General features: G+C 75.0%; 19 protein-coding genes. 11 read left to right on the top strand and 8 right to left on the bottom strand.

The genetic code is table 11. The features are described 5' to 3' along the window. Nucleotides 1-58 precede the first annotated feature (58 nt). Nucleotides 59-1,090, bottom strand: a complete 1,032-nt coding sequence (locus ACIP60_RS19765) for an ROK family protein (protein ID WP_400686126.1) — start codon at nt 1,088-1,090, stop codon at nt 59-61. Nucleotides 1,091-1,396: 306 nt separating this feature from the next. Between ACIP60_RS19765 and ACIP60_RS19760 the strand changes: the two genes are divergently transcribed. Next, on the top strand, nt 1,397-2,425 hold the full coding sequence (locus tag ACIP60_RS19760; RefSeq protein ID WP_400686123.1) for a LacI family DNA-binding transcriptional regulator: 1,029 nt from the start codon (nt 1,397-1,399) through the stop codon (nt 2,423-2,425). 36 nt (nt 2,426-2,461) lie between these two features. Here ACIP60_RS19760 and ACIP60_RS19755 read toward each other — a convergent pair whose 3' ends face one another. Both ACIP60_RS19755 and ACIP60_RS19750 read right to left on the bottom strand, forming a co-directional pair. Further along, on the bottom strand, nt 2,462-3,121 hold the full coding sequence (locus tag ACIP60_RS19755; protein ID WP_400686121.1) for a hypothetical protein: 660 nt from the start codon (nt 3,119-3,121) through the stop codon (nt 2,462-2,464). A gap of 208 nt (nt 3,122-3,329) precedes the next feature. Then, nucleotides 3,330-4,091, bottom strand: coding sequence for a response regulator (locus ACIP60_RS19750; RefSeq protein WP_400686119.1), 762 nt, complete (start codon nt 4,089-4,091; stop codon nt 3,330-3,332). Nucleotides 4,092-4,204: 113 nt separating this feature from the next. On the opposite strand from ACIP60_RS19750, the gene ACIP60_RS19745 reads away from it, so the two are divergent. The 4 genes from ACIP60_RS19745 to ACIP60_RS19730 all read left to right on the top strand — a co-directional run bounded on the left by ACIP60_RS19745 (nt 4,205) and on the right by ACIP60_RS19730 (nt 10,826). Beyond that, nucleotides 4,205-5,932 carry a CHASE3 domain-containing protein gene (locus ACIP60_RS19745; protein ID WP_400686117.1) on the top strand — a complete coding sequence of 576 codons (1,728 nt, stop codon included), beginning with the start codon at nt 4,205-4,207 and terminating at the stop codon, nt 5,930-5,932. Then, the gene (locus ACIP60_RS19740) at nt 5,929-7,131 is read left to right on the top strand and encodes a PP2C family protein-serine/threonine phosphatase (RefSeq protein WP_400686114.1); all 1,203 of its coding nucleotides are present in this window, start codon (nt 5,929-5,931) and stop codon (nt 7,129-7,131) included. The genes ACIP60_RS19745 and ACIP60_RS19740 overlap by 4 nt, the downstream gene beginning before the upstream one ends. 230 nt (nt 7,132-7,361) lie before the next feature. After that, nucleotides 7,362-9,773 carry a glycoside hydrolase family 2 protein gene (locus ACIP60_RS19735; RefSeq protein ID WP_400686112.1) on the top strand — a complete coding sequence of 804 codons (2,412 nt, stop codon included), beginning with the start codon at nt 7,362-7,364 and terminating at the stop codon, nt 9,771-9,773. A 225-nt stretch (nt 9,774-9,998) separates the two neighbouring features. Further along, a complete protein-coding gene (locus ACIP60_RS19730; protein ID WP_400686110.1) occupies nt 9,999-10,826 on the top strand; it encodes an alpha/beta fold hydrolase in 828 nt (275 codons plus the stop codon). Here ACIP60_RS19730 and ACIP60_RS19725 read toward each other — a convergent pair. After that, nucleotides 10,816-11,766, bottom strand: coding sequence for an aldo/keto reductase (locus tag ACIP60_RS19725; protein WP_400686107.1), 951 nt, complete (start codon nt 11,764-11,766; stop codon nt 10,816-10,818). The two genes, ACIP60_RS19730 and ACIP60_RS19725, sit on opposite strands and share 11 nt — an antisense overlap. Before the next feature lie 334 nt (nt 11,767-12,100). Between ACIP60_RS19725 and ACIP60_RS19720 the strand changes: the two genes are divergently transcribed. The 3 genes from ACIP60_RS19720 (at nt 12,101) to ACIP60_RS19710 (ending at nt 14,544) form a co-directional block, all read left to right on the top strand. Continuing rightward, nucleotides 12,101-12,775, top strand: coding sequence for a DedA family protein (locus ACIP60_RS19720; RefSeq protein ID WP_400686104.1), 675 nt, complete (start codon nt 12,101-12,103; stop codon nt 12,773-12,775). Nucleotides 12,776-12,955: 180 nt separating this feature from the next. After that, nucleotides 12,956-13,648 carry an O-methyltransferase gene (locus ACIP60_RS19715; RefSeq protein WP_400686101.1) on the top strand — a complete coding sequence of 231 codons (693 nt, stop codon included), beginning with the start codon at nt 12,956-12,958 and terminating at the stop codon, nt 13,646-13,648. Nucleotides 13,649-13,653: 5 nt separating this feature from the next. Then, the gene (locus tag ACIP60_RS19710) at nt 13,654-14,544 is read left to right on the top strand and encodes a Gfo/Idh/MocA family protein (RefSeq protein WP_400686098.1); all 891 of its coding nucleotides are present in this window, start codon (nt 13,654-13,656) and stop codon (nt 14,542-14,544) included. A gap of 225 nt (nt 14,545-14,769) precedes the next feature. On the opposite strand, the gene ACIP60_RS19705 is transcribed toward ACIP60_RS19710, so the two are convergent. Then, entirely contained in the window at nt 14,770-15,858 is a 1,089-nt protein-coding gene (locus ACIP60_RS19705; protein WP_400686095.1) for a hypothetical protein, read from the bottom strand. A gap of 153 nt (nt 15,859-16,011) precedes the next feature. On the opposite strand from ACIP60_RS19705, the gene ACIP60_RS19700 reads away from it, so the two are divergent. Beyond that, complete coding sequence (locus ACIP60_RS19700; protein WP_400686092.1) at nt 16,012-17,178, top strand: damage-control phosphatase ARMT1 family protein; 1,167 nt, start codon at nt 16,012-16,014, stop codon at nt 17,176-17,178. A gap of 269 nt (nt 17,179-17,447) precedes the next feature. On the opposite strand, the gene ACIP60_RS19695 is transcribed toward ACIP60_RS19700, so the two are convergent. After that, nucleotides 17,448-18,401: a formylglycine-generating enzyme family protein gene (locus tag ACIP60_RS19695; protein WP_400686089.1), complete on the bottom strand. Its 954-nt coding sequence runs from the start codon at nt 18,399-18,401 to the stop codon at nt 17,448-17,450. A 129-nt stretch (nt 18,402-18,530) separates the two neighbouring features. Here ACIP60_RS19695 and ACIP60_RS19690 point away from each other — a divergent pair, with 129 nt between their 5' ends. Together ACIP60_RS19690 and ACIP60_RS19685 are read left to right on the top strand one after the other, a co-directional pair. Next, nucleotides 18,531-20,879, top strand: a complete 2,349-nt coding sequence (locus ACIP60_RS19690) for an arylsulfatase (protein ID WP_400686086.1) — start codon at nt 18,531-18,533, stop codon at nt 20,877-20,879. Nucleotides 20,880-21,188: 309 nt separating this feature from the next. Continuing rightward, nucleotides 21,189-22,136 carry a GNAT family N-acetyltransferase gene (locus ACIP60_RS19685; protein ID WP_282204948.1) on the top strand — a complete coding sequence of 316 codons (948 nt, stop codon included), beginning with the start codon at nt 21,189-21,191 and terminating at the stop codon, nt 22,134-22,136. Between the two features lie 82 nt (nt 22,137-22,218). Here the strand turns inward: ACIP60_RS19685 and ACIP60_RS19680 are convergent, their stop codons facing one another. Both ACIP60_RS19680 and ACIP60_RS19675 read right to left on the bottom strand, forming a co-directional pair. Continuing rightward, complete coding sequence (locus tag ACIP60_RS19680; RefSeq protein ID WP_400686083.1) at nt 22,219-24,003, bottom strand: ABC transporter ATP-binding protein; 1,785 nt, start codon at nt 24,001-24,003, stop codon at nt 22,219-22,221. Then, nucleotides 24,000-26,090 carry an ABC transporter ATP-binding protein gene (locus ACIP60_RS19675; protein ID WP_400686080.1) on the bottom strand — a complete coding sequence of 697 codons (2,091 nt, stop codon included), beginning with the start codon at nt 26,088-26,090 and terminating at the stop codon, nt 24,000-24,002. Before ACIP60_RS19675 ends, ACIP60_RS19680 begins: the two co-directional genes overlap by 4 nt. Nucleotides 26,091-26,612 lie beyond the last annotated feature (522 nt).

The following is a 26,612-nucleotide window of genomic DNA, read 5'->3' as shown; positions in this document are numbered from 1 at the left end:
CGGCCCGGCCGTCCTCGGCACCCGGGGCGCGGGGCCCGGCACTCGGCCGCGGGCGCGGTCAGCGGGGGCCGGCGGGCCAGGTGTGGCGGGTGAGGGCGGCGGCGCCGATGAGTCCGGCGTCGGTGCCGAGGTGGGCGGGGTGCAGGGTGAGGTGGCGGGTGAAGGAGAGCGTCGCGTAGTCGGCGAGGTGGCGGGTGAGCGGGTCGAAGAGGAGCGGGCCGGCCTGGGCGACGCCGCCGCCGATGACGGCGGCGTCGAGCTCGACCAGGGTGGCGGTGGCGGCGATGCCGGCGGCGAGGGCGCGGGCGGCGTGGTCGAAGGCGGCCAGGGCGAGCGGGTCGCCGGTGCGGGCGGCGCGGGCGACGGCGCCGGCGTCGGCGTCCTGGCCGGGGCCGGGGGTCCAGCCGAGTTCGGCGGCGGTGCGGGCGATGGCGGTGCCGGAGGCGAGCGTCTCGACGCAGCCGCGGGAGCCGCAGGGGCAGCGGCGGCCGTTGTAGTCGATGGTGATGTGGCCGAGGTGCCCGGCGTTGCCGGTGGTGCCGGTGTGCAGGGCGTTGTCGAGGACGAGTCCGGCGCCGACGCCGGTGGAGACGACCAGGCAGAGCACGTTGCGGTAGGGGCGGGCGGCGCCCCGCCAGTGCTCGGCGGCGGTCATGGCGAGCGCGTCGCCGCCGAGGGCGAGCGGCAGGCGGCCGGCGGCGGGGTGTTCGGCGACCTGGTCGAGCAGCGGGAACTCCCGCCAGCCGGGGATGTTGACGGGGCTGACGGTGCCGCGGGCGGTGTCGACCGGCCCGGCGCTGCCGATGCCGAGGGACTGGACGCGGTGCCAGTCCGGGTGGCGGGCGAGGTCGTCGAGGACGCGGTCGACGGCGGTCATCAGCTCGTTCCGGTCGCCGTCGGCGGGGGTGGGCACCTGGAGGCGGTGGTGCAGGGTGCCGCGGGTGTCGACCAGCCCGCCGGCGATCTTGGTGCCGCCGATGTCGAGGGCCGCGATCAGCGGCCCGTCGACCGGCCCGGGGGCGGGAGCGCCGTCCGGTGCGGACCCGTGGGAGCCGGGGGCGACGGCGGTACCGGCCGTTTCGTAACTCATCGTGACGTCTCCGCAGGTGTGGCAGGGGAGCGCCGTGGTGCTGGGCAGGGCGCTGCCGGGTCGTACCCGGTGATTCTGACGCGATCTGACAACGTTGTCCAGCGCCCTCGGTCACGGTCCGGTGCCTCCGGTGCCGAGCGGCCCGGGGGGTCGGCCACCCCCGTCGGGCTGCCGCTTCGCCGGTGTCGCTCACTGCCTGTAGCTGCGGTGGCGGGGGCGGTGGCGCGGCGGTGGCGGCGGTGGTGGGAGGGCGGGCCGGTCCTCGGGCGTGCCGGGGCCCGCCGGGCCCGCACTATCCTCCCTGGCATGACCAGCAGCCCTGCCAGCAGCCCTCGCGGTGCCCGCCCGACCATGAAGGACGTCGCGGCGGCGGCCGGGGTCGGGCTGAAAACGGTCTCCCGGGTGGTGAACGGCGAGAGCGGGGTGACGCCCGAGATGGCCGCCCGGGTGCGGACCGCGATCGAGACGCTCGGCTTCCGGCGCAACGACAGCGCCCGGCTGCTGCGCACCGGCCGGACGGCGAGCGTCGCGCTGCTGCTGGAGGACATCAGCGACCCGTTCTCCTCCGCGCTCTCCCGCTCCGTCGAACAGGTCGCGGCGGCCGAGGGCTGCCTGCTGTTCACCGGCTCCAGCGCCGAGGACCCTTCGCGCGAACGGGAGTTGGCGCTGGCGTTCTGCGCCCGGCGGGTGGACGGGCTGATCGTCGTCCCGGCCGGGGACGACCACCGCTACCTGCTGCCCGAGATCGAGTCCGGCACCCCCGTGGTCTTCCTGGACCGCCCCGGCAGCCGCATCGACGCCGACGCCGTGCTCAGCGACAACGCGGGCGGCGCGCAGGCCGGCACCGCGCACCTGATCGCCCACGGCCACCGCCGGATCGGCTTCGTCGGCGACCTCCCGTCCATCCACACCGCCGCCGAACGCCTGCGCGGCTACCGCGCGGCGATGGCCGCCGCCGGGCTGCCGGTCGACGAACGCTGGGTCGACTGCGGCCCCACCGACCGCGCCCGGGTCGCCGCCGCCGTGCACCGCCTCACCACCGGCCCCGACGCCGTCACCGCCCTGTTCACCGCCAACAACCGCGTCACCCTCGTCGCCCTGCACCGGCTCCCGGCCGACCGCCGCCCCGCCCTGGTCGGCTTCGACGACCTCGAACTCGCCGACCTGCTCACCCCCGGCCTCACCGTCGTCGCCCAGGACCCGGTCGCCCTCGGCGCCCTCGCCGCCCGCCGCCTCTTCGACCGCCTCACCGGCGACACCACCCCGCCCGCCCGCCTCGAACTCCCCACCCTCCTCGTCCCGCGCGGCTCCGGCGAGACCCCGCCGCCGGACTGAGTCCGGCGGGGCGGGCCCCGGGGCGGCGGCCGGGGGTCAGTCCCGGAGGGCCAGCTCCAGCCAGTACCGCCGGTCCTCGCCGATGCGGTGCGGGGGGAGGCCGGAGATCCAGGCGGCGACCTCGGGGCCGACGGGCAGGTCGCGGTGGAAGCCGAGGCGCAGGTCGGGGAGTTCGCCGTAGGTCAGCCACCGGTCGAGGGTGTCGGCGAGGTGGCGGTTCGCGGTGGGGGTGGGGGTCTCGGCCCAGGTGCGCAGCCAGGGGGTGACCGTTCCGGTGGCGACGGCGAGGGTGCCCAGCACCTCGGCGGCGTCCGCGCCCGGGTCGGCCAGGGCCGCGGGCCACCAGGCGTCCAGGACCTCCCGGACGAGTTCGGCGCGGTGCCAGTCCGGCCAGCCGGCGGCGACCAGGCGGTCGGCGACCAGCGGGCCGTCGACGGCCAGGGTGCCGGTGGTCAACTGGCGCAGGATGCGCGGGGCGAGGCGCCGGTAGAGGGTCGGGAAGTCCGTCCAGTGGTCGGGGCTCTTCGCGGCCACCGAGTGCAGCAGACTGTTCGGGACCAGGGCCGGCGGACCGGCCAGGGCCGCCAACTGCCCGGCGGTGTAGCAGTGTTCGCAGCCGCCGACCGCCGGTCCGGGGCGGGCGGTGCGGTCGAGGGCGTCCAGGGCGTGGTGCAGGCGCTGTTGCGCGGTCGTCATGCCGGTCCCTGCCGAGGGGTACTCCGCCGGGGCGTCCGGCGAAGATGGCGACGCTACCAGCAGCCGCCCCGCCGTGGCGCGGCGGGGACCTGACGACGCGATGACCCGCAGGCGGCCGGTGACCCGCAGGCGGCCGGTGCGGAGCGGGACGCGGGGGAGTGCGGGGCCCCGGCCGGGCTGGTGGGCCCGGCCGGGCCGGTGGGGCGGGTCAGTCGCGGGGCGGGCGGGTGGCGGTGTCGAGGTAGAAGGCGTCGATGCTCTGCACGGCCTGCTCGAACTCCGCCAGGTTGACCGGCTTGGTGACGTAGGCGTTGGCGTGGCTGCTGTACGCGCCGGTGACGTCGTCGGGGGCCGCGGAGGTGGTGAGGACCACGACCGGGATGGTGCGCAGGTCCTCGTCGGACTTGAGGACCCGGAGCAGGTCGCGGCCGTTCATCCGGGGCATGTTGAGGTCCAGGACGATCAGGTCGGGACGGACGGTGCCCGGGTCGCGCAGGTGCTCCAGCGCGGCGAGGCCGTCGGTGACCTGGACGAGGTTCCGGGTGCCACGCTCGGTCAACGCCTCTTCGATGAGCATGGCGTCGGCGACGTCGTCCTCGACCAGCAACACGTCGAAGGCACGGGCGGGGCTGGTCATGGTCGGGGTCTCCGTAGGTGCTTCGTCGGAATGGTCGTAGAGGCCGGGCCAGCGGTGCCGGGCCCCCTGGCGGGTCATGCCGCATGCGGAGCCGAGTTGGGGGTAACCGGCTCCTGCCCTGGCAGCGGTCGCGGCCGCGTCCCGCTGGAGGCGTTCCGCGGCCTGCTGGAGCTGGTTCAGGACGTGCAGCGTGCCGAGGGCCTGCCTCAGCTCGCCGCCGCTCTCCTGGAGCAGCTCCGCGACCAGGCGCCGTGCCAGCCGCGCCACCGCGGCGTCCGCGATCGCGGCCGTCTCCTGCGGGGTGGAGCGGAGCACGAAGTTCTTGCCAGGCATAGCCGAACAATAGGCCCTGATTTCACCCCTCGACAACAACGCTTGTCGGACAGCCTCTACAGTGTGCGCTGCGCCGCCCTCCCGGGTCGGCCTTTCCCGGAGGGGTTCACACCATGCACGACGACCGCAGGCCGACTCGCGGACGCTCGCTGTCCACGTGGACGACCAGGCGCTGGCTGCGGGTGGGTGCCGCGCTGTCCCTGGCCGTCCTGGCACTGCTGGGTGTCGCGGGGTTCTGGGCGCTGGGCCGCACCCAGGACATCAGCACGAACCTGGTGGACGTCCGCTCGCCCGCCATGTCCACCGCGTTCCGCCTGGAATCGGTGCTGCTCAACCAGGAGACCGGCATCCGCGGCTACGGCCTCAGCGGCAACCCGGAGTTCCTCCAGCCCTACCGGCAGGGCCTGGCCGACCAGAAGACCCACACCGACACCCTGCTCGGCCTCCTGCACGGCAACGACTCCGCGCTCGCCGACCTCGCCGCCGTCGAGGCCGCGGCCGGGCAGTGGCAGCGGGAGGTCGCCGAGCCGATCGCCGCCGCGCCCCCCGGCGCGCCCGTGCCGCAGGCCGCCGCCTCGGCCGAAGCGGGCAAGGCCGAGTTCGACCGGATCCGGGTCCAGCTCTCGCGCCAGCAGGACCACCTGCGGGCCGACCGCGCCGCCGCCCGGGCCGACCTGCTGGCCACCACCCGGGTCCGGAACTGGGTGTTCACCGCGATCGCGGTCGTCATCGTCGTGCTGACCGTGCTGGTCTTCGAGGGGCTGCGCCGCGGCATCACCGACCCGCTGGAGCGGCTCGGCGCGGACGCCCGCCGGATCGCCGCGGGTGACTTCGATCACCCCATCATCGGCAGCGGCCCCGCCGACCTGCGCCGCCTCAGCGCCGAGATCGACTCCATGCGCCGACGGCTGGTGCGGGAGCTGGCCTTCACCGAGCAGGCCCGCCTGCGCCTGGACGCCCAGGCCGCCGACCTCCAGCGCTCCAACGCCGAACTGGAGCAGTTCGCCTACGTCGCCTCGCACGACCTCCAGGAGCCGCTGCGCAAGGTCTCCAGCTTCACCCAGCTGCTCCAGCGCCGCTACGGCGGCCGGCTCGACGCCCGGGCGGACCAGTACATCGACTTCGCGGTCGACGGCGCCAACCGCATGCAGGTCCTGATCAACGACCTGCTGGACTTCTCCCGGGTCGGCCGGGTGCACCGCAACCACCAGGACGTCGACCTGGAGAAGGTGCTGGAGCGCACCCTGGACGTGCTCAGCGACAACATCGCGGAGTCGGGCGCGGAGATCACCCACGACCCGCTGCCCACCCTGTTCGCCGACCTCACCCAGATGGGGATGCTCTGGCAGAACCTGATCGGCAACGCGGTCAAGTTCCGCCGCCCCGGCACCGCCCCGCGCATCCACGTCTCGGCCGCGCACGACGGCGGGCTGTGGCACTTCGCCGTCACCGACAACGGCATCGGCATCCCCCCGGAGTTCGCCGTCAAGGTCTTCGTGATCTTCCAGCGCCTGCACACCAAGGACGCCTACGCGGGCAGCGGCATCGGCCTGGCCATGTGCAAGAAGATCGTCGAGTTCCACGGCGGGACGATCGCCGTCGACCCGTACCACCGCGAGGGCGCCCGGATCACCTTCACCATCTCCCCGGAGCCGCCCGCGGTCCCCGCCGGGACGGAGACCCCCGACGCGGCGGAGCTCCCCGCCGTCCCCGCGACGTACCTCGCCGCCGCGGGGTACCCCGCCGCGACGCACCCCGCCGCGACGCACACCCCCGACGGGACGGAGACCGCTGCCGCGACGGACACCGCCGACGCCGAACCGGGGCGGGAAACGCGATGACGTCCACCGTCACCAGCCCGCCCCGCAGCGACCCCGACGAACCGGCCTACCGCGTCCTGCTGATCGAGGACGACGAGGCGGACGCCATCCTGGTCGAGGAGCTCCTGCACGACACCGGGATGCCCTTCGAACTCACCGTCCGCACCACCCTCGCCGCCGCCCGGGCCGCCCTGGCCGAGCAGCGGACCGACTGCATCCTGCTCGACCTGCACCTGCCCGACGTCTCCGGCACCGCCGCCGTCACCGCCGTCCGCGAACTCGCGCCGCACAGCGCCGTCATCGTCCTCACCGGCCTGTCCGAGGACCGGGCCGGCACCGAGGCGATGGCCGCCGGCGCCCAGGACTACCTGGTCAAGGGCAAGGTCGAGGCCGAACTGCTGCGCCGCTCGCTGCGCTACGCCGTCTACCGCAGCCGCACCGAGCGCGCCAGCATCCAGGCCGAGGCCGGGCGGCTGCGCGCCGAGGAGAACGCCCGGCTGGAGCGCGGCCTGCTCCCGCCGCCGATCCTGGGCACCTCCAAGGTCGAGGTGACCAGCCGCTACCTGCCCGGCGCCCCCATGGCGCTGCTCGGCGGCGACTTCCTCGACGTGGTCGAGGGCGACGACGGCCTGCTGCACGCCGTCGTCGGCGACGTCAGCGGGCACGGCCGGGACGCCGCGGCCCTCGGCGTCCTGCTCCGGATCGCCTGGCGCTCGCTGATCCTCGGCGGCCACCGGGGCCAGGACCTGCTGCACCTGATGGAACGGGTGCTGGTCGCCGAACGCGACAACACCTCGCTCTTCGCCACCTGCACCCTGCTCACCCTCGACCAGGAGAACCGCACCGCGACGCTCCACCTGGCCGGCCACCACGAACCCCTGCTCACCACCGCCGAAGGCACCCGGGAACTGACCGCCGCCCACGGCATCGCCCTCGGCATCCTGCCGGGGCTGCGGCAGTGGCCGCACACCACCGTCCCGCTCCCCGACAGCGGCTCCCTGACCATCTACACCGACGGGCTGGTCGAGGGGCACAACGGCGCCACCGGAGGGCGGCTCCAGGTCGACGGACTCCTCGCCCTGATCGGCACCACCGCCGCCGACCCCGTCGACCCGGCCGCCCGGATCGACCGGCTCATCGAACAGGCCCAGACCCTGAACGCCGGCCGGCACACCGACGACCTCGCCGTCCTCCACCTCGCCTGGGGCAGCGACCACTGACCGGGCCGCGACCGCTGGCCGGGCCGCCGCGACCACTGTCCGGCGCGCGGCCCGGGCCCGGCCCGGCGGCGGGGCGTCCTGCGCGCGGGTGCGGTCGGCGGCGGTCGGCCGCTCCGGCGGCGTGCTCCGCCGCCGCCGGGACCCCTGTTCCGCCTGCTCCGGGCGGGTTACGGTGCTGCTCGCGCCGCGCCCGACCACCGGCCCGGCCGGACCACCGAGGAGCCGCACAGATGAAGGACACCACCCCGCTCGACCAGGGCTGGAGCCTGCACCACGAGGGGCAGCGGCTGCCCGCCGCCGTCCCGGGCTGCGTCCACACCGACCTGCTGGCCGCCGGGCTGATCCCCGACCCGTACCTGGGCACCAACGAGCCGGAGGTGGCCTGGGTCGACCGCCGGGACTGGACCTACACCCGGGAGCTGCCCGCCCACGGCAGCCGCCACGAGCGCACCGACCTGGTCTTCGACGGCCTCGACACCGTCGCGACCGTCACCCTGGGCGGCACCCGGCTCGGCTCCACCCGCAACATGCACCGCCGCCACCGCTTCGACGCCACCGGCCTGGCCGGCGAGCTGAAGGTGGAGTTCACCAGCGCCTACGCGGAGGCCGAGCGGGTCCGCGCCCTGGTGGGCGAGCGCCCCAACTCCTACCCCGAGCCGTTCCAGTACGTCCGCAAGACGGCCAGCAGCTTCGGCTGGGACTGGGGCCCGACCCTGCCCGGCGCGGGCATCTGGAAGCCCGCCCGGCTGGAGCACTGGTCCACCGCCCGGCTCGCCGAGGTCCGCCCGCTGGTCACCGTCGACGGCGCCGCCGGCCGGGTCGAGCTGCACGTCACCGTCGAGCGCACCGCGAGCGGCGCCGGCCGCCCGCTCACCCTGCGCGCCTCGGTGGCCGGGGCCCGCGCCGAGGCCGTCCTCGACGGCGACACCGGCGTGCTCGTCCTGGAGGCCGCCGACGTCGCCCTCTGGTGGCCCCGCGGGTACGGCGGGCAGGCCCGGTACGACCTCGACGTGACGCTCGCCGACGGCGCCGACGGCACCGACCCGCTCGACGCCCGGCAGCACCGGATCGGCTTCCGCACCGTCGAACTCGACACCTCCGCCGACGGACACGGCAGCGGTTTCACCCTGGTGGTCAACGGCGAGCGGCTGTTCGTCCGCGGCGCCAACTGGATCCCCGACGACACCCTGGTCACCCGGGTCACCCCCGCCCGCTACCGCCACCGCCTCCAGCAGGCCGCCGACGCCAACGTCGACCTGATCCGGGTCTGGGGCGGCGGCATCTACGAGCAGGAGCCCTTCTACGACGCCTGCGACGAACTCGGCCTGCTGGTCTGGCAGGACTTCGCCTTCGCCTGCGCCGCCTACCCCGAGGAGCAGCCGCTGCGCGGCGAGGTCGAGGCCGAGGCCCGCGACAACGTGGTCCGGCTGATGCCGCACCCCTCGCTGGTGCTGTGGAACGGCAACAACGAGAACCTGTGGGGCTTCCGCGACTGGGGCTGGGAGCGGGAACTGGCGGGCGACTCCTGGGGCGAGGGCTACTACCTCGGCCTGCTGCCCCGGATCGTCGCCGAACTCGACCCCACCCGCCCCTACACGGCCGGCAGCCCCTGGTCCGGCAGCTGGGACCACCACCCCAACGACGTCGACCACGGCACCCACCACTCCTGGGAGGTGTGGAACCGGCAGGACTTCGCCGAGTACCGGGCCGGCGTCCCGCGCTTCGTCGCCGAGTTCGGCTGGCAGGCCCCGCCCGCCCACGCCACCCTGCGCCGCGCCCTGCCCGGCGAGGAACTCGCCGCCGACTCGCCCGGCCTGCTGCACCACCAGAAGGCCGCGGACGGCAACGGCAAGCTGAACCGCGGCGTGGAGCGCCACTTCGCGCCGCCCGCCGACTTCGACCGCTGGCACTACCTCACCCAGCTGGTCCAGGCCCGCGCCGTCGCCACCGGCGTCGAGCACTGGCGCGCGCACTGGCCGCACTGCGCCGGCACCGTCGTCTGGCAGCTCAACGACTGCTGGCCGGTCTCCTCCTGGGCCGCCGTCGACGGCGACGGCCGCCGCAAACCGCTCTGGTACGAACTGCGCCGCCTGTACGCCGACCGGCTGCTCACCCTCCAGCCCGCCGACCGCGACGGCGCGCCCCGGATCGCCCTGGTCAACCAGTCCGCCGAACCCTGGACCACCGCGCTGCGCCTGCGCCGCCTGGACGCCGACGGCCGGGTGCTCGCCGAGACCGCCGTCGAACTCACCGCCCCGGCCCGGGCCGTCCACCGGCTGCCGGTGCCCGCCGAGCTGCTGCCCGCCGCCGGCTCGGACCGGGAGTACCTGGTCGCGGACGCCGACGGCCTGCGCGCCGTGCACGTCCCCGTCCCCGACAAGGCGTTCGGCTACCCGCACCCGGAGTACGAGCTGGCCGTGCGGGCGGCCGGGGACGGCGCGGTCGACGTGGTCGTCACCGCCCGCACCCTGGTCCGCGACCTGCTGCTCCAGGCCGACCGGATCGACCCGGCCGCCGCCGCCGACCGCGGCCTGACCACTCTGCTGCCCGGCGAGCGCACCACCATCCGGGTGCACGGCCTCACCGCCGCGCCCACCGCCGCCCGGGTCCGGCAGGCCCTCTTCTGCGTCGAGCCCGCCTGAACACCCGGGCGGTGCAGGGGAGTCGAGCCCCGACCGCATGGGCCCGGCCCGCCCTCCGGCAGGCCGCCGGGCGGGCCCGGCCCGGGTGCGCGGGACCCCGGACTGTGCCTTGAATGGTCGAGGTGACGCCGTCCCGCCGACCCCGGCCGGACCGGCGCACCCGACCCACCCCTCCCCGCCAGGACTGGCCGACCGGCGCCGCCTGGCCCCGGATCGGAGACACTCATGCCTGTTTGCACGACCCGCGACGGTGTGGAGATCTTTTACAAGGACTGGGGGAACGGCCGACCGATCGTCTTCATCCACGGCTGGCCGTTGAACGGCGACGCCTGGCAGGACCAGCTGAAGGCCGTCGCCGACGCGGGCTTCCGCGCCATCGCCCACGACCGGCGCGGCCACGGCCGCTCCACCCCGGTGTACGACGGCTACGACTTCGACACCTTCGCCGACGACCTGAACGACCTGCTCACCAGCCTCGACCTGCGCGACGTCACACTGGTGGCGCACTCGATGGGCGGCGGCGAGCTGGCCCGCTACATCGGCCGGCACGGCACCGCCCGGATCCGCTCCGCGGTGCTGCTCTCCGCGATCCCGCCGCTGATGCTCCAGGGCCCCGACAACCCCGAGGGCGTGCCGCAGTCCGTCTTCGACGGCATCAAGGCGGGCATCCTCAAGGAGCGCTCGCAGTTCTGGAAGGACACCGCGGTCGGCTTCTTCTCCGCGGACCGGCCCGGCAGCAAGGCCACCGAGGGCAACAAGGACGCCTTCTGGTACATGGCCATGGCCGAGACCATCCAGGGCGGCGTGGCCTGCGTGGACGCCTTCGCGCACACCGACTTCCACGCCGACCTGGAGAAGTTCGACATCCCGCTGCTGGTCGTCCACGGCGACGACGACCAGGTCGTCCCGATCGACGCCACCGGCCGCAAGACCGCCGAGCTCGTCCCCGGCGCGGTCCTCAAGGTCTACGAGGGCGGCTCGCACGGCATCGCGCTGGTGCCCGGCGACAAGGAGCGGTTCAACCAGGACCTGCTCGACTTCCTCACGTCCTGACGCCCGGGCCGGGCGCTTGGCCGTCCGGGCCGTCCGGGCCGTCCGGGCCGTCCAGCAGGGCGAGCTGCTCGGCGGTCAGGCGCAGCGCCCCGGCGTCGAGGTTCTCGGCCAGGTGGGCGGGGTCCGAGGTGCCGGGGATGGCCAGCACGTGCGGGCCGCGGTGCAGCGTCCAGGCGAGGCGGACCTGGGCGGGGCTGGCGCCGTGCGCGGCGGCGACGGCGCGCACCCGGGCGTCCCGCTCGGCGGCGGGCGTGCCCTCCCGGGCCCGGCCGGAGATGGCGAAGAACGGGACGAAGGCGATGCCCAGGCCGCGGCACAGGTCGAGCAGCCCGTTGTCGTCGGCCAGTCGGCGGTCCAGGCCGTAGGAGTTCTGCACGCACACCACGGGGGCGATCGCCCGGGCCTGGTGGACGTGTTCGGGGCGGGCGTCGGACAGGCCCAGGTGCCGGATCAGCCCGGCCCGCCGCAGGTCGGCGAGCGCGCCGAAGTGCTCGGCGACGGACTCCGCGTCCGGCCCGTTGCGGCGCAGGTTGACCAGGTCGAGGTGGTCGGTGCCGAGCTGGCGCAGGTTCTCCTCGACCTGGGCGCGCAGCTGCTCGGGCCGGGCCATGGTGTACCAGGCGCCGTCGGGGGTGCGGCCGGGGCCGACCTTGGTGGCCACGGTGATCCGGTCGGCGCCGGGCCAGCCGGCCAGCGCCCGGCCGATCAGCCCGTTCGCGGAGCGCAGCGGCGAGAAGTAGAACGCGGCGGTGTCGACGTGGTCCACGCCGTGCTCGAACGCGGTGTGCAGCAGCCGGACGGCGGCCGCCCGGTCGATCGGCGGCCCGTCGGAGTTGCCGTGCATCCCGTTGCCGGTCAGCCGCATCGCGCCGTAGCCGAGCCGGTTCACCCGCCGGTCGCCGAGCTGCCAGTCGCCCGCCGCCGAGGCGTGCGCGGTCATGTCGTCCCCCTGTCGTCGGTGTGCCGCGGCGGTGCCACGGCGTGTCAGGTGACGGAGTATGGGCCCGCGCCGGAGGGCCGCGACAGGGCCGCGGGCGTTGAGTGATCTCACATCCGGGACGGGAACGAACGGCTCGGCGCGCCGCGTTGGATCCGGTGTACGGCACCTGCGGGGGAGGCGGCCGGGCCGGGGCCGGGAGGAGGCACTCGGCGCGGTGTGCGGGAGCGGATAGGCTGACCCGGCTGGTTCTTTACTGAAATTTTCCTGTGTGCCGTACGACTGTGCCGTACGACGTGTCGACGGCCTTGTCCTGCCCAGACGGAGGTACTCCGCCTTGCACGTCGACCAATGGATCAACGACGTCCCACCGACCCTGGTGTACGCGATCATCGGCCTGATCATCGGTCTGGAGAGCCTGGGCATCCCGCTGCCCGGCGAGATCGCCCTGGTCACCGCCGCGCTGCTGGCCGCCAAGGGCACGGTCAGCCCGTGGGGCGTGGCGCTCTGCGCGATCGCGGGCGCGATCATCGGCGACTCGATCGGCTACGCGATCGGGCACAAGGGCGGCCGACCGCTGTTCGACCGACTGGGCCGGAAGTTCCCCAAGCACTTCGGGCCCGACCACCTGGCCACCGCCGAGCGGCAGTTCCAGCGCTGGGGCATGTGGGCGGTGTTCTTCGGCCGGTTCGTCGCCCTGCTGCGGATCTTCGCGGGCCCGCTGGCCGGCACCCTGCGGATGCCGTACTGGAAGTTCCTGATCGCCAACGTGCTGGGCGGCGTGGTCTGGGCGGGCGGCACCACGCTGCTGGTCTACCAGGTCGGCAAGGTCGCCGAGAAGTACCTCCAGGGCGCCTCGTACATCGGGCTCGGCGCGGCCGTGCTGTTCGGCGCCGGGTCGGCGCTGGTGCTCAAGCGGAAGGCGAAGAAGTCCCGCGCCGAGCACCCGGAGCAGTCCGGCGGCAAGAGCGGCGAACCGCTCGCCGAGACCTTCGCCGAGGCCACCGACTGACCCCCGCCGAGCCCCGCACCTCACCGGGGCCGCCGCACCTCACCGGGGCCGCCGCACCCCCCCACCGGGCGCGGCGGCCCCGGCGTGTTCCGGGACGCGCGGAGGCCGGGGCCGGGACGCGGCGGAGTAGGGTCGCACCCGCGAGCCGATCACGGCCCGATCACGGAGGTGGGGAAGAGCATGCAGCAGAACGACCCGCAGGTGTGGACCGCGGTGGACGAGTACGCCCAGGAACGGCTGATCGGGCCGGACGAGGTGCTGGACGCGGCGCTCGCGGCGGCCGACGAGGCCGGGCTGCCGCAGATCGCGGTGGCCGCCAACCAGGGCAAGCTGCTGCACCTGCTGGCCCTGGCCCAAGGCGCCCGGCGCATCCTGGAGATCGGCACGCTGGCCGGCTACAGCACCATCTGGCTGGCCCGCGCCCTGCCCGCCGGCGGCACCCTGACCACCCTGGAGATCGACCCGGCGCACGCCGCCGTGGCCACCGCCAACCTGGACCGGGCCGGCCTGGCCGACCGGGTCGAGGTCCGGGTCGGCCCGGCCCGCGACAGCCTGGCGCAGCTGATCGACCAGGGCGCCGGACCGTACGACTTCTTCTTCATCGACGCCGACAAGGCCAACATCCCGCACTACGTCGAGGCCGCCCTGGCCCTGGCCCGGCCCGGCGCGGTGATGGTGGTCGACAACGTGGTGCGCGGCGGGAAGCTCGCCGACCCCGACAGCACGGACGAGGCGGTGCGCGGCGTGCGGCGGATGCACGAGCTGCTCGCGGGCGACGAGCGGCTGGACGCCACCACCGTGCAGACCGTCGGGACCAAGGGGTACGACGGGTTCACCCTGATCCGGGTCGCCGACGCCGCAGTGGAAGACTGAGCACCATGCGCATCGGACTCCTCGGCACCGGCCCCTGGGCGGGCTTCGTGCACGCCCCCGCCCTCGCCGCCCATCCCGACGTCACCTTCGCCGGACTCTGGGGCCGCCGCCCCGAGGCCGCCGCCGAACTCGCCGCCGTGCACGGCGTTCCGACCCACCCCACGGTGGACGCCCTGCTGGCCGACGTCGACGCGGTCGCGATCGCCCTCCCGCCGGACGTGCAGGCCGAGTACGCGGCCCGGGCCGCGCAGGCCGGCAAGCACCTGCTGCTCGACAAGCCGGTCGCCGCGACGGTCGACGCCGCCCGCGCCGTCGAGGACGCGGTGGCCGCGTCCGGCGTCGCCTCGGTGGTCTTCTTCACCACCCGGTTCGGCACCGTCCAGGAGGAGTGGATCACCGAACAGGCCGCCCAGGACGGCTGGTTCACCGCCCACTGCCACTGGATCGGCTCGGTCTTCACCACCGACAGCCCCTACGCCGCCTCCCCCTGGCGCCAGCAGAAGGGCGCGCTCTGGGACGTCGGCCCGCACGCCCTGTCCGTCCTGCTGCCCGTCCTCGGCGAGGTCGACCGGCTGACCGCCGCCCCCGGCCCCGGCGACACCACCCACCTGGTGCTCCGCCACCGCGGCGGCGCCTCCAGCACCGTCACCCTCAGCCTGACCGCCCCGCCCGCCGCCTCCGCCCACGGCGTCGCGGTCGAACTGCGCGGCACCTCCGGCGTCACCACCCTCCCCCACCGCGACGAACACCCCACCGCCGCCTTCGCCCGCGCCTTGGACGCCCTCCTCACCGCGGCGAAGACCGGCGACCCGCACCCCTGCGACATCCGCTTCGGCCGCCAGGTGGTGGAGGTCCTGGCCACCGCGGAGGAACAACTGCTGCGCGGCGGCCGCTAGTCGACGGGTCCGACGGGGGAGCGCTCCGGGGTCACCGCGACTCGGAGCGCTCCCCCTCCGCCTGCGCCGGGGCGTCTGCGGTGCCCGTGCTTTCCGTGGTGCCCGGGGTGTCCTGCGGAGGTACGCCTCCCGGTCGATGCGCACTCCGGGGAGGTTCGCGGCGTACCTCGGCACGGAGGAGAAGCGCAGTTCCGGGCCGGGCCGGACAGGTCAACTGAGGTCAGGTCAGGGGCCGGTGGGGCGGCGGTCGGCGGGGCGGCGGGGTGGGATCGGGGTGGCGGGGAAGTCGCGCGGGCCGGTCCAGAGGGCGGGGACGGCGTCCGCGCGGCGGGCCAGTTCGTAGGCGACGGCCTCGTAGTTGACCCGCCAGCCGCGGAAGTGCGGCCAGGCTTCGGCGACCGTCCGCTCCAGGGGCATGCCCGACGCGGCGACCAGGGCCGCTGCGGCGTCGAACTCGGCGTACGTCAGCCGGATCTGACCGTCCGGGTCCGGGTCCGGGTCGAACGGGATGCGCAGCGCCGTGGCGATGTCGCGCAGCGCGGTGAACCCGGCGCGCAGCAGCAGGCGGGCCTCGGGCGGGGCGGAGCGCGGGACGAGCGCCAGTTGCATCGCGGCCGCGTCCATCACCGCGATCAGGCCGACCACCCAGCTGCGGTACGGCTGCGGGGAGCGGAACGAGATCAGCACCGGGTAGTTGGAGTGGCCCTCGCCGAGGTCGGCGGCCAGCCGCTCCCAGTCCCGGTACAGCTGCGGCAGCCCGCTCTCGGTGCGCACCAGCGCCTGCCGGGCCAGCAGCTCCGGCCCCCAGGCCGGCTCGCCCGCCCGGGACTGCAGCAGCGTCACCTCCAACTCCCGCCGGTTGTAGGCCCCGTAGAGCGTCGGCAGGTAGGCGATCAGCAGTGCGATGATCAGCGGGCCGTTGGCCGCCGCCAGGAAGTCGATCACCGACAGGTGCAGCCGGTCGCCGCTGGCGAAACCCAGCGTGAACAGGCTCGACCCGGCCTCCCGGAACGCCACCCGCCACGGCAGCCCGGACGTCCCCCGCAGCAGCAGGGTGTACGCGAGCAGCGTGGACGCCAGCCAGCAGCCCAGCATCCCCAGCAGGACCAGCGGTGCCAGCCAGGTCTGCGCCCGGTCGATCGCCCGGTAGCCGCCGAACGGCGCCGCGACCGTCCGCAGCACCCGGCGCAGCACCGACCACAGCCGGATCACCAGGGCCGAGTACAGCCCGCGCGGCACCACCAGGGTCCGCAGGATGCCGGCCGCCGTCGTCAGCAGCAGCGCCGCCCCGGCCACCGTGAAGATCACTCTCATGCGGACATTGTGGCGGCAGCCCGACCGGCGGAGGGCGCGGCCCTGCCGGGGCGGTCGGGCGCGGCGTGAAAGCATCGCCGGGAACGCCGCCTGACCGTCCGTCCGCCTGGCCGCCCGTCCGTCCGTGCCGCTGCGAGAGAGCCGAGCCCGCCCGTGCCGAACCCCCCGAACCTCCCCGACGCGCCCGTGATCCGGATCGACGTGCCCGGCTCCTTCGCCCGGGGCGTCTTCCACGAGCGCCACCCGGTGCTGATCCGGCAGGTGCTGGACGCGCTGCCGTACGGGCCGGCGCAGCGGGAGCGGCTGGCGGCGCTGCTCGCGCAGAGCACCGGCGGCGGCGTGCTGGAACCGCCGGACGGGGACGACCCGGACGCGGCGCGGTGGCGGGAGTGGGGCGCCGGGCTGTGGGGGAGGAAGTGGGACGAGGCGCCGTTCCTGTGGGCCGAGAGCTACTTCTACCGCCGACTGCTGGACGCCACCGGCTACTTCCGGCCCGGCCCCTGGCGGGGCGTCGACCCGTTCGCCCCGGTCAAGGCCGCCGAACTGGCCGGGCCGGCGGTGGCCGGGGAACTGGCCGCGCTGGACGCCGCCGAGCCGTCGCGGCAGGCGCTGCTGTCCGCCGCGCTCTGGGGCAACCGCGCCGACCTCGGCTTCCGGCTCACGGCGGGGGACGACGGGACGTCCGTCGCCGCGCTGGTCGCCGACGACAGCGCGGCGTTCTGGTCCGTGCTCGAACACGGCCGGGGCGGGCGGGTCGACCTCGTCGCCGACAACGCCGGACGCGAACTCCTCCCCGACCTGGTCCTGATCGACCACCTGCTCACCTCCGGCCTGGCCGGACGCGTCATCCTGCACGTCAAACCGCAGCCCCACTTCGTCTCGGACGCCACCACCGCCGACACCCTGGCCGCCCTCGCCCGGCTGCGCACCGCCCCCGGGGAAGCCGCCGCCGCGATCGGCGAGCGGCTGTGGCGGGCGATGGGCGCGGGCACCCTGACGATCGGCGCCCACCCGTTCTTCTGCGCCCCGCTGCCCTTCGACGCGATGCCCGCCGACCTGCGGGACGAACTCTCCGGCGCCACCCTGACCATCCTCAAGGGCGACCTCAACCACCGCCGCCTGGTGGGCGACCGCCACTGGCCCCCCACCACCCCCTTCGCCGCCCTGACCGCCTACTTCCCGACCCCCGTCGCCACCCTCCGCACCCTCAAGTCCGACGTCGCCGTCGGCCTCGCCCCCGGCCTCCCGCCCCGACTGGACGCCACCGGCACCCCGTGGCGCACGGACGGGCGGCACGCGCTGATCCAGGTCCGCCGGTAGGGCGGGTTTCAGGTTTCCGGTATCCACGCGGCTGCTGAGGCGTGACGATCTCGGTGCGGGGCTCGGGGGCCGGTGCCCGGTCGCCGAGCCCGCCGACCGGGCCGGCGACCGTCGGCGGCGGGGCCGCTCCGGTGGGCGTCCCCCGGCCTTCGACCGGCAGGACCGCGGGGTGCGCCACGCGAGCGACGGTCCGCGTCGCGGTGGTCCAGCAGCGGCCCCGACCGGGTGGCGTCCGGCTGCGGGGTTCCGGGCCGGAGGGACGGGACCGGTCAGAGCCGTCGTCGGATGCAGCGGAAGCCGAGGTGGCAGGTGGAGGTGTCCTCGCTCTCGCCCTGGCGGGCGGCGGGGCGGTAGCGCAGGCAGTAGGAGGGGGCGCAGAGGTGGGACCCGCCCTTGATGGTGCGGCGGGCGAAGCCGTCGGGGCCCGGGGCGCCGTGCTGGTTGCGGGGGTTGCGGGGGACGCAGCAGGGTTTGGCGGGGGCGTCGGGGTGGCGGGTGGTGTAGTGGTCGGCGGTCCACTCCCAGACGTTGCCGGTCATGTCGTGCAGGCCGTGGCCGCCTGCGGGGTAGCGGCCGACGGGGGTGGTGCCGGGGCGGCCGGTGGGGGTGTCGGGGCGCCAGGGAAAGTCGCCGTGCCAGGTGTTGGCCATCCGGCGGCCGCGGGGGGTGAAGTCGTCGCCCCAGGCGTAGGTGGCGCCCTCCAGGCCGCCGCGGGCGGCGTACTCCCACTCGGCCTCGGTGGGGAGGTCCTTGCCGGCCCAGGCGGCGTAGGCGAGGGCGTCCTGGTGGGCGACGTGGGTGACGGGGTGGAGTTCGCGGCCGTCCAGGGTGGAGCCCGGGCCTTCGGGGTGGCGCCAGTTCGCCCCGGGGACGTACTCCCACCAGCGCCGGTAGTCGTCCAGCGGGACGGGGCCCGGGGTCTGACGGAACACCAGGGAACCGGGCACCAGCAGCGCGGGGTCCGCGTCCGGGTAGCGGGCCGGGTCGAGGGGGCGTTCGGCGAGGGTCAGGTGGCCGGTGTCCTGCACGAAGCGGCGGAACGCGGCGACGGTCACGGGGTGGACGTCGAGGAAGAAGCCGTCCACCGCCACCGGGTGGACGGGGCGCTCCTCCGGGTAGAAGTCCTCACTGCCCATCAGGAAGGTGCCACCGGGGATCCACGCCATGCCCTTCGGTGCCCGCCGCAACCCGATCGGCGCCGCCGGGGTGGTGGTCTCGTCCATTCGCCCATGATCCCCGGCCGGCCGGGGCGCACGGGGCGTGCCACGCCGGACCGGCTCCCCCCACCGGGCGGCCGTTCTGCGGATAATGCCCGAATTGAGGGGATTCTTCGAGGCAGAGGATGGCGTGGCATGTCCGATGAGCGTTTGACGAGTCTTCCGGTACCGGACCGGCCGTACCAGGGCCCCCTGGCGGTGGACGTCCGGGACCTGGACGAGCCCCTGCCGCCGGTCGAGGTGAAGCGACCGCCCGCGCAGGCGCCGAACGTGCTGCTGATCCTGTTGGACGACGTCGGGTTCGGCGCCTCCAGCGCGTTCGGCGGCCCGGTCCGCACTCCCACCGCCGAGCGGCTCGCGGCCGGCGGCCTCAAGTACTCCCGCTTCCACACCACGTCCCTGTGCGCGCCGACCCGGGCCGCGCTGCTGTCCGGGCGCAACCACCACTCGGTGGGGATGGGGCACATCACCGAGACCGCGACCGCCTCGCCCGGCTACAGCTCGGTGCGGCCCAACTCGGCGACCCCGCTGGCGGAGATCCTGCGTCAGAACGGCTACAACACCGCGCAGTTCGGCAAGTGCCACGAGGTGCCCGTGTGGGAGTCGGGACCGACCGGACCGTTCGACCACTGGCCCACCAACAGCGGCTTCGAGAAGTTCTACGGCTTCATCGGCGGCGAGACCAACCAGTGGGCGCCCGCCCTGGTCGACGGCACCACCGCGATCGACCCGCCGGACGACCCCGATTACCACCTCATGCCCGACCTCGCGGACCAGGCCATCGCCTACGTCCGCCAGCAGAAGTCCCTCACCCCCGACAAGCCGTTCTTCCTCTACTTCTCGCCCGGCGCCACCCACACCCCCCACCACGTCCCCAAGGACTGGATCCCCAGGTACCGGGGAGAGTTCGACCAGGGCTGGGACGCCGTGCGTGAGGCGACCTTCCAGCGGCAGAAGGAGCTCGGCGTGGTCCCCGCCGACGCGCAGCTGACCGCCCGGCCGGCCGAGATCCCCGCCTGGGAGGACGTCGACGAGGCGTGGAAGCCGGTGCTGATCCGGCAGATGGAGGTGTACGCGTCCTACCTGGAGTACGCCGACCACCACACCGGCCGCCTGGTCGACGCCCTGGGCGAGCTCGGCGTCCTGGACGACACGCTGGTGATGTACATCATCGGGGACAACGGGGCCTCCGCCGAGGGCGGCCTGCACGGCTCGTACATGGTCACCAACGCCTCCAACGGCGGAGCCGAGTTCGAGACCCCGGAGTTCTGGACCGAGCGCCTGGAGGAGATCGGCGGCCCGCACGCCTACAACCACTACGCGGTCGGCTGGGCGCACGCCATGTGCACCCCCTACCAGTGGACCAAGCAGGTCGCCTCGCACTACGGCGGCACCCGCAACGGCACCATCCTGCACTGGCCCGCCAAGGTCACCGACGCCGGTGGCGTCCGCCACCAGTGGCACCACGTCATCGACGTCGCCCCCACCGTCCTCGACCTCGCCGGCATCGCCGAGCCCCACACCGTCAACGGCGTCACCCAGACCCCGATGCAGGGCGTGACCTTCGCGCCGACCCTCACCCACCCCGACGCGCCCGAGACCCGCCACGTGCAGTACTTCGAGCTGATGGGCAACCGCGGCATCTACCACAAGGGCTGGACGGCGGTCACCAAGCACCGCACCCCCTGGGACCTGCTCGCCCAGGGCACCGACTTCAACTCCGACCAGTGGGAGCTCTACGACACCGGCACCGACTGGACCCAGGCCCACGACATCGCGGCCCGGCACCCGGAGAAGCTCGCAGAACTGCAGCAGCTCTTCCTCATCGAAGCCGTCCGCCACAACGTCCTGCCGATGGACGACCGCGCCGCCGAACGCATGAACCCCGACCTCGCCGGACGCCCCACCCTCTTCCGCGGCACCACCCTGCGCCTCTACCCCGGCATGACCCGACTCGGCGAGAACGTCGCCCTGAACGTCAAGAACAAGTCGTTCAACGTCACCGCCGAACTCGACGTCCCCGACGCCGGCGCCGAAGGCGTTGTCGTCTGCCAGGGCGGCCGCACCGGCGGCTGGGTCCTGATGGCCGACAAGGGCCGCCTCGCCTTCCACTACAACTACTGCGGCCTGCTCCGGAGCACCGTCACCGCCCCCGACCCGCTCCCCGCGGGCACCCACCAGGTCCGCGCCGAGTTCGCCTACGACGGCGGCGGCATCGGCAAGGGCGGCACCCTCACGCTCTTCCTCGACGGTGCCCGGGTCGCCCAGGGCCGCATCGAACGCACCCACCCCCTCTACTTCTCCTTCGACGAGGGCATGGACGTCGGCCGCGACACCGCGATGCCCGTCTACGAGGGCTACACCGACCCCCACGGCCGCTTCACCGCCACCATCCGCTGGGCGCAGGTCGACCTCGGCGACGACGACCACAGCCACCTCGTCGACCCCGCCGAACACATCGCCGCCGCCCTGCGCCACCAGTAGCCCGCCCGGGCGCCGCCGGTGCTCCGCCCGCCCCGCCCCGGGCGGGGTGCCGGTGGACGGTCGGCGGCTCCCGGGGCCCGGCCGCACTTCGCGCAGGCCCTCGCCACCGGTGCCGGGCTCGACTCCGACCTGGGTCACCGGCGCACCCTGGGGGGTCATCGTCGACGGCTACGCGGATGCGGTGGACGGACGGGGGCGATGACGGGCGATCGTGGGCGGGAAACGGGAAAGTCGTGAGGCGGAGTCGGTCGGCCGGATAGAAAGGGTGGGTTTGCCGGAGAAGTCGACGACGGAGGAGGGGGAGCGGCGATGGCACTCCCGGACGGTATGACGGTGCGGCCCGCGGCGGCCGGGGACGCGGCGGCGGTCTGCGCGCTGCTGAACCAGGTGGACGAGATGGAGATCGGGTGGGCGGAGACCGAACCCGACGAGGTGGAGTCCGAACTCGGCCGACCAGACGTCGACTTGGCGCGCGACACCTGGCTCCTGCACGACGCCGACGGGCAGTTGGTCGGGTACGGGCTGGTCCGCGACCGCTCCGGCGGCGAGCGGATCGACCTCGACCAGTACCTGCTGCCGGGCCAACTCGCGGGCGGCCTGCACCTGTTCGACCTGATGGAGGCCCGCGCCACCGAACTCGCCCGCCGCAACGGCGCCGACCGCGCGGTCCTGCACCTGCTGCTCAACGCCGAACCCACCACCGACACCGACGCGATGCGGGCCCGCGGCTGGCGGCTCGCCCGCCGCCACCACGCCCTGCGGCGCGACGTCTCCCCGGAGACCGACCCGCTGCCCGAACCCCCCGCCGGAGTACGGCTGCGCGACTGCGCCCGGGAGGAGGACCGGCGGATCGCCCACCGGCTGCTCCAGCAGACCTTCGCCGAGCACTACGACTTCAAGCCCCGCGGCTACGAGCAGTGGCTGGCCGACATCCACGCCGACACCGTCGACTGGTCCCGGGTCTGGGTCGCCGAACTCGACGGCCAGGGCGACGTCGGCGTGCTGCGCACCGGCGTCCGACTCCCCACCCTGGCCTGGGCGTTCAACATCGGTGTCCTGCCCGCCGCCCGCGGCCGCGGCCTCGGCGGCTACCTGCTCCGGCACTTCTTCGCGGTGCACGCCGCCGACGGCCGCTCCGCCGTCGGCCTGGGCGTCGACACCGAGAACGCGACCGGCGCGCCGGAGCTGTACCGCAAGCACGGCATGGAGGTGGACTTCTCCGTCGACACCTGGGCCCTGGTCCTGCCCACCTCCTGACGCTGACGGCGGGCGGGCGGGCGGGCGGGTGCGGGGGCGGAGACGGTCGTCGGCCCCGTCCCCGTCCCCGTCGGCGGTGGGGTCAGGCGTACACCCGGGCCTGGAGGCGGTACAGCTCCGCGTACAGGCCGCCGGCGGCGAGCAGGTCCTCGTGGGTGCCGGCCTGGGCGAGGCGGCCGTGTTCCAGGACCAGGATCAGGTCGGCCATCCGGACGGTGGAGAAGCGGTGCGAGACCAGCACGCTGACCGCGCCGGTCCGGGAGCGGGAGTCCGCGACCAGCCGGGCGAACCGTTCGAACAGGGCCTGCTCGGCTGCCGCGTCCAGTGCGGAGGCCGGCTCGTCCAGGACCAGCAGCAGCGGGTCGCGGCGCAGCAGGGCGCGGGCCAGGCCGAGCTTCTGCCACTGCCCGCCGGACAGGTCCACGCCGTCGCCGTAGCTGCGCCCGATCAGGCCGTCCAGGCCGCCGGGGACGGCGGCGGCCACCGGGGCGGCCTCGGCGGCGTCCAGGGCGGCGGCCAGGGCCGCGTCGTCGTCGATCCGGTCGAGGTCGCCGATGCCGGTGTTGTCGCGCAGGCGCAGTTCGAGGCGGGCGAAGTCCTGGAACAGGGTGGCGACCCGGCGCTGCCAGTCGGCGGGGTCGGCGGCGGCCAGGTCGACGCCGTCGACCAGGACGCGTCCGCCGGTCGGCCGGTAGAGGCCGCAGAGCAGCTTGATCAGGGTGCTCTTGCCGGCGCCGTTCTCGCCGACCACGGCGAGCGCGGTGCCGGCCGGGATGTCGAGCGTGACGTCGTCCAGCACCCGCCGGGTGCTGCCCGGGTACTGGAAGGAGACGTGTTCGAGCCGGATGCCGCGGGCCAGGACGAGCGGAGCTGATGTGTCGTCAGAAGGCTTGGAGGGGAAGGGGATCGAGGGTTTCAGGGCGTCGAGGCGGTGGGCGGTGCGGCCGGCGTCCTGGAGGACGGTGAGCAGCTGGATCGCGGTGCCGACCTGGAGCGAGAGCTGGGCGGCCAGCGTGATCACCAGGATGACGTCGCCGAGCGGCGAGACGCCGTGCTGGGCCTGCCGGACCACCAGCCAGATCGCGGCGGCGTAGCCGAGCGCGAAGCAGAGCTGGCCGCCCGCGCGCAGGGCGGCGGCCCGGGTGTGGGCGCCGCCGAGCAGGCGGGTGGTGGCGCGCCACTCGCGGTGGTGGCGGTCGAGCAGGAAGGGCGCGGCACCGGCCAGCCGGGCCTCCTTGGCGGTGGCGTGGCCGGTGGCGACGTCCAGCAGGTGGCGGCCGAGGCGCTGGTGCGGGGCGGCGGACTCCTTGGCGGCGTCCAGCAGGCGCTGGGCCCGGTGGCCGGCCAGCACCGGGACGGCCCCCAGCAGCGGGAGCAGCAGCAGCCACGGGTCGAGCAGGCCGAGCAGCACCGCCGTCAGACCCAACTGGATGGCCAGACCGGCGAGTTGCAGGGCCGCTTCGAGCGAGGCCCGGGTGCGCGGCAGGTCGTCGCGGACGAGCGCGAGCGTGTCGGCGAACCGGGGGGTGTCGAGGTCCTCCAGGCCGGGCGCGCCGTGCGCGAGGGCGACCAGCCGGTTCTGCAGCTCGACCTCGCCGAGGTCGCCGAGCTCGAAGTAGGCCAGGTGCGCGAAGTGACCCATCATCAGTTCGAGCACCAGCAGGACGGCGGCGGCCAGGCCGAGCAGGACGGCGCTGCCGCCGTGCCCGGCCAGCGTCTCGGTGGTGAGGCCCTTCAGGCACAGGGCGATCAGCGGGGTGGCGAGGCAGCCGGCCGCCATCATGGCGGCGGCGCGCAGCAGTCGGCGCGGGTCGCACCGCCAGGCGAGGACCAGCAGGTGGCGCAGGGCCGGGATCAGGTCGGTCACCGCGGGGCCTCCTCGGCGGGCGGGGTGCCGGCGCCGGTGGCGTCCGGGGAGTCGGCGGTGGTGGCGTCGGCGTCGGCAGTGGTGGCAGCGGCGTCGGTGGCAGGGGTGACGAGGCTGGCAGCGGCGTCGGCGTCGGCGTCGGCGGTGAAGCGTTCGGCCTGGGCGCGGAACAGGCGGGCGTACTCGCCGTCCAGGGCCAGCAGTTCGTCGTGGGTGCCGGACTCGGCGACCCGGCCGCCGTCGAGGACGACGATGTGGTCGGCGCGCCGGACGCTGGAGAAGCGGTGCGCGATGATGACGCTGGTGACGCCGCGGGTGATCTCCAGGAAACGGTCGAAGAACGCGGCCTCGGCGCGGACGTCGAGCTGGGCGGTGGGCTCGTCCAGGACGAGCAGGGAGGCGCCGTCGGCGAGGGCCAGCATGGCCCGGGCCAGGGCGACCCGCTGCCACTGCCCGCCGGACAGGTCGCTGCCGCCCCGGTAGTGCGAACTGAGCACGGTGTCCAGGCCGTCGGGCAGCGCGTCGAGCACGTCGAGGACCCCGGCCCGGTCGGCGGCGGCCCGCAGCGCGGTCCGGTCGGTGAGCCGGGCGGGCCGGCCGAGGGCGATGTTCTCGGCGCCGGTGAGCTCGTAGCGGGCGAAGTCCTGGAAGATCACCGCGATCCGCCGGTGCCAGTCGGCCACCGGGCGGTGGGCCAGGTCGGCCCCGTCGACGGTGATCCGTCCGGCGGTGGGTTCGCGCAGCCGGGCGAGCAGCCGCACCACGGTGGTCTTGCCCGCGCCGTTGAGGCCGACCACGGCGGTGGAGCGGCCGGGCGGCAGCTCCAGGTCGAGGTGGTGCAGCACGTCGGGGCCGTCGGGGCGGTAGCGGAAGGAGACGTCCTCCAGCCGGATCGTCCCGCCGGCCGGCACCCCGTCCCCGGCGGTGGCGGTGCCTCCGGACGCGTCGGCGGGTGCCGGTGCGCGGGACGGGCGCTGTTCGAGGGTGCGCAGGGCGTCCTCGGCGGTCAGCCCGTACAGGGTCTGCATGTCGCTCTCGGGGAAGAACACGCCGAACCGCATCGGCACCAGCACCGCCTGGAGGGCGGCGGAGAGCTGGAGCAGCGTCAGGGTGTGCGCCGCGCCGCCCCGGGCGAGCAGGGCGAGGGCCGCGCCGCCGCCGAGCAGGCCGACCGCGGCCAGGCCGAGGAAGGGACGGAACAGCAGGCGGCGGCGGGTGGCCCAGAGCGGTTCGAGGTAGCGGCGGGCCTCGGCGGTGTGCCGTTCGCGCAGCCAGGGGACCAGGCCGAGCATCCGGGCCTCCTTGGCGAGGCCGGTGCCGGTGGCGGTCCTGCGCAGGTACGCCAGGCGCCGGCGGCGGCCGGTCATGGTGGCGCGGGCCGCACCGAAGCGGCTCAGCGCGCCGCGCTGCCCGGCCCGGATGACCAGCGCGGCGGCGGTCACCAGCAGGGCCGGGAGCCAGCCCAGGGCGATGCCCACCACGGTGGCCGCGCCCAGCAGTTGGGCGTAACGGGCGAGCAGGGCCAGGGTGCCGGCGGCGGCCTCGCCCGGGGTGGGCGAGAGGCGGTCGAAGCCGCCGCGGGCCTCGGCGAGCAGGTCGAGGACGTCCTGCTCCTCCAGTTCGGCACTGTCCAGGCCGTCCAGGGCGCAGGCCATCAGGTCGGCGATCCGGGCGCCGTCGACCTGCCGGGCCACCAGTTCGCCGACCAGGGACTGGAACGGGGCGAGCGCCTGGTGCAGGACGAACGCGGCGGCGGCGATCAGCAGCGCCGCGGTCGGCCCGCCGCCGCCGGTGCGGGCGGCGGGCAGGGCGGCGATCAGGTGGCTGGTGGCGGCGATGAAGCCGATCGGCAGCAGGCCGACCGCCAGGTGCAGCACGGTCGCCCCGGCCAGCAGGGCCGGGTGCAGCAGGCGCAGCAGCCGGGCGGCGGCCAGCCGGTGCCGGACGCGGCGGCGCAGCCGTTCCGGCAGGCCGGGGGCGGGCGGGGCTCCGGCCGCCCCCGGCCCGGGCCCGGAGGGCGGGGAGGGTGCGGCGGGCGGGGGAGGCGCGGCGGGCGCGGGTGCGGACGGCGGGGCGGGAGAGGGCACGGGCGGGTGCCTCCGGGTTTCGGTGGGTCTCGTCGAACGGGACGGGGTGCGCCCGGGAGCGCCGCGGGGCGGAGGGGCGGCGCGGGGCGGGAACGCGGGAGGGTGCCCGACAGCCGGGACGTCGATGTCGCCGGGGGGCACGGGTCCCCGAGTCTGCTGCAGGGCCGTCAAGTCCGTCAAGAATTCACCTGACAGTCACTCGGAGTTGGTTGCGAACGACGGCGGAAGCGTGGGCGAGTCTTCCGTTTGGTCTAGACATTTGATCGACATCCGGGCTAGCGTCCTGTCCGGATCGGGACCGGCCGGACACCGCCGGTACTCGTTCTCCTTGCGCTCGACGGGGGTTGGCGCATGTTCCCGGGCTGCGGCAGGCCCGCTGCCGGGAGGGTTGTTCCGCCGCGCCGCCGCGCCCATCAGGCCGGCCGCCCGGAACGCATCCCCCGGTCGCACGCCCCGTTTCCGCCCGGCCGTCGCCTCCTTCCCGCCGACGGCCCTCGTCCGCGCGCCGTCCCACCGGCGCGT

The organism is Kitasatospora sp. NPDC088783, assembly GCF_044750705.1.
Classification (GTDB): Bacteria; Actinomycetota; Actinomycetes; order Streptomycetales; family Streptomycetaceae; genus Kitasatospora; species Kitasatospora fiedleri.
This window is presented reverse-complemented; position numbering and strand designations above follow the sequence as displayed.